The following is a 3119-nucleotide window of genomic DNA, read 5'->3' as shown; positions in this document are numbered from 1 at the left end:
CAGTAGCAGCGAAGGCCCGGAGGATCCGTCCCCCGGGCCTTCGCCGTTCCCGAAGCCGTTCCCGGAACCCGTTCCCGAAGCCGTTCCCCGATCCGGGAATTGCGGTCGCTCATCCCGCTCCGGCGCAAACCTCCGCCTCCGCCAGGTACCGCGCCACCGGGCCCAGGGTCAGCATTCCGCTGGCGGCGCCGGCGTGTTCCGCACCGGCATCACGCAGGGCAGTCGCAGCGTGCGCGGCGATCGCGCGCTCGCCGAGGCGTACCGCGGCGCGGGCGGTCAGGCACCACATGGCCTCCTGCATATGGTCACGCGGTGGTTCGGGCACCGCGGCGAGGGCGGTACGGGCCTGCTCGCCCCGGTCCTGGGCGAGCAGCACGAGGGGTCGCGTCCAGGGCCTGTACGGGCCCCAGTCGAGGTGCGGGTCGGTGGGCGCGGGCCGGTCGTGCAGCAGGCGCAGTCCCAGCAGGGCGAGCGGGAACAGGCCGTGGTGCAGCCCCGGCATCCCGGCCGTCCGGAGGGCGTCCTCGGCAGCGCGGTAGAGCGCCGCTGCCGCGGCGGCGGTCGGTCCGCCGGGTTCGGTGCTGCGGGCGGCTGCGGCCCGGGCCCTGAACCACCCGGTGAGGACGGGGACGAGGGGCGCCTCGGTGGTGGCGGCGAGCCGGTCGGCCGCATCGGCGTGCGAGGTCGCGGCGTCGAGGTCACCGAGGGCCGAGGCGGACTGCAGGCGGACGAGTCGGCCCAGGACGGCGAACTTCGGCAGCTCGTGCCGGGTGGCCAGGTCGAGGATCTCGGCACCGGTGCTGTCCCGGGCCGCCGCGAGCCCGGGGCGGGTGAAGGACTGCAGGAACACCCCGTTGAGGGCGAAGGCCAGCAGGGCGGGATCGGCCAGCTCCCGCGCCAACTGCTCGGCCCGACGCGCCGCCTGCTGCGCGTGCTCCAGCTCGGTCCCCGACAGATCGGCGCTGCGGCTCTCGACGGCGACCGTGGCCAGGAGGCGGGCGCGCAGGTCGGCGGGGCCGTCCGTGCCGAGCCCGGTGAGTGTGCGCTCGGCAGCCGCGACCACGGCGCGGGACTGCTCGGGGTCGTCGGCCCGGCTCCAGACGGCGGGCACGTCGTAGGCGCCGATGATCCGGGCGGTCAGGGAGAGGTCTCCCGTGCGTTCCGCCGCACGGACCGCGGCGAGGCGGTCGCGCCGGGAGCGGACGAGGGCGTCGCCACCCGCCAGGGCGAGGGTGCGGGCCAGATCCACGGTGGTGCGCGGGCCGAGCCGGACACCGTGGCCGGTCCACGCGGTACGCACTCCTTCGGGGGGAACGGCCCCGTTGAGGATGTCCGTCTCCAGGCGCCGGAGGCCGGCACCGGGGTCGAGCCCGAGTCGGCCGACGAGCATGGCGCGGGCGCGACGGAGGGTGGCCAGCGCGTCGGCGCGGCGGCCCGCGCGGTACAGCGCGCGGGCGAGCAGCTCCCAGGCCGGCTCGCGCCACGGGTGTTCGGCGACCTGGGCACCCAGTTCGGCGACGAGGTCGGCCCCTTCCCCGGAGTCGAGAAGGATCCGGGCGCGCAGTTCCACCCCCTCCAACCTCAGTTCCTCCAGCCGGGCCCGCTCGCGCTGCGCCCATGGGGAGCCGGTCACATCGGCGTAGGCGGGTCCGCGCCAGGCCGCGAGTGCCGCGGCGAGGTCGGTCACCGCGTCGGGGTCGCGGCGGGCTCGGGCCAGGGTGTCCTGGAACCGGTGGACATCCACCTCGTCGCGCGGCAGGCGCAGCGCGTAGCCGGGGCCTTCGGTGACGATGACGCGCGGCGGCCGGCGGGGCGGCCGGTCGGGTTCGAGGGCGCGGCGCAGCGCGGCGACGAACGTACGCAGGGCGCCCACGGCGCGGGCGGGCGGATCGGTCCACAGGTCGTCGACGAGGGTGTCGGTGGTGACCGTCCGTCCCTCGGCGGCGACGAGCCGGGCGAGCACCTCGCGATGGCGGGGTCCGCCCAAGTCGACCGGGCTGCCGTCGTCGCGGAGGGCACGCACCGCACCGAGCACGTCGATTCGCATGACCCCATCCTCCGTGCCGGAGGCCGACCGCGCCCCACCGTACTGATCGGTTGCTGATCGCCGTCGTCCAGGCTGATCCGGTCGAGTCCCCGACCCGAAAGGGTGGTCCCTCATGATGCTCACCGTTCCCGGCTTCGACCACGTCCGCCTGCCCGGCGCGGACGGTGTGGAGCTGGCTGCCGCCGTGGGCGGCAGCGGCAGCCCGGTCGTGCTGTTGCACGGATTTCCCCAGACCCACCTGATGTGGCGACACGTCGCCGAGCGGCTCGCCGACGAGCACACGGTGATCCTTCCCGACCTGCGGGGGTACGGCGCCAGCGACAAGCCGGCGGCCACCGGCCCCGAGGTGTACGCCAAGCGCACCATGGCCGCCGACGTCGTGGCCCTGGCGGCGGCGCTCGGCCACGAGCGCTTCGCCCTGGTCGGCCACGACCGGGGCGCGCTGGTCGCCTTCCGGGCGGGGTTGGACCACCCCGGGACCATCACGCACCTGGGCATCCTCGACGTCGTGCCGACGCTCGACATGTGGAACGTCCTGCGCGGCGCCTCGGCGGCGGTCGGCTACCACCTCTTCCTGATGGCGCAGCCGCCGGGCCTGCCGGAGGCGATGATCACAGGCAGCGCGGACGCGTTCTTCGGCTCGTTCCTCGACGCCTGGGCCGACGACCCGACCAGCATGCCCGAGGAGGTACGTGCCGAGTACCTGCGCGCGAGCGCCGCGGCGGTGACGTCGATCGTCGCGGACTACCGGGCCTCGGCGGACATCGACATCACGCACGACCAGGCCGACCTGGACGCCGGTTCGCAGCTGGCCATGCCCGTGACGGTCGTCCAGCAGGACTGGGGCGCGCGGCTCGGCTACGACGCCGCCGGGGTGTGGAAGGCGTGGGCGCCGGACCTGGACCACCGGCTGACCCGCGCCGGACATTTCATGGCCGAAGAGGCACCCGACGAGATCGCGGCCGCGATCCGGAGCCTGCTGGCCCGCTGAGCCTCCTGCTCAGGTGCTGCTGAAGCGACCCGGCCGAAAGCGATTCGCTTTTCGCCCACCCAGTGCCGTAAGGTCGTGTTT

2 protein-coding genes are annotated in these 3119 nt (G+C 74.9%); one reads left to right on the top strand and one right to left on the bottom strand.

The genetic code is table 11. The features are described 5' to 3' along the window. Positions 1-109: 109 nt before the first annotated feature. Positions 110-2047 (bottom strand): BTAD domain-containing putative transcriptional regulator, encoded by a 1938-nt coding sequence (locus VR45_RS34135; protein ID WP_045943789.1) that lies wholly within the window; start codon positions 2045-2047, stop codon positions 110-112. A 112-nt stretch (positions 2048-2159) separates the two neighbouring features. Between VR45_RS34135 and VR45_RS34130 the strand changes: the two genes are divergently transcribed. Beyond that, a complete protein-coding gene (locus tag VR45_RS34130; protein ID WP_045943788.1) occupies positions 2160-3038 on the top strand; it encodes an alpha/beta hydrolase in 879 nt (292 codons plus the stop codon). The last annotated feature ends 81 nt before the right edge of the window (positions 3039-3119 follow it).

The organism is Streptomyces sp. NRRL S-495, assembly GCF_000966955.1.
GTDB lineage: Bacteria > Actinomycetota > Actinomycetes > Streptomycetales > Streptomycetaceae > Kitasatospora > Kitasatospora purpeofusca.
The sequence above is the reverse complement of the archived record's forward strand: the minus strand, read 5'-3'. Positions and strand labels throughout refer to the sequence as shown.

Excerpts from the sequence above, each read along its gene's own strand:
- VR45_RS34135 (WP_045943789.1), bottom strand. The coding sequence starts at position 2,047 with ATGCGAATCGACGTGCTCGGTGCGGTGCGTGCCCTCCGCGACGACGGC.
- VR45_RS34130 (WP_045943788.1), top strand. The coding sequence starts at position 2,160 with ATGATGCTCACCGTTCCCGGCTTCGACCACGTCCGCCTGCCCGGCGCG.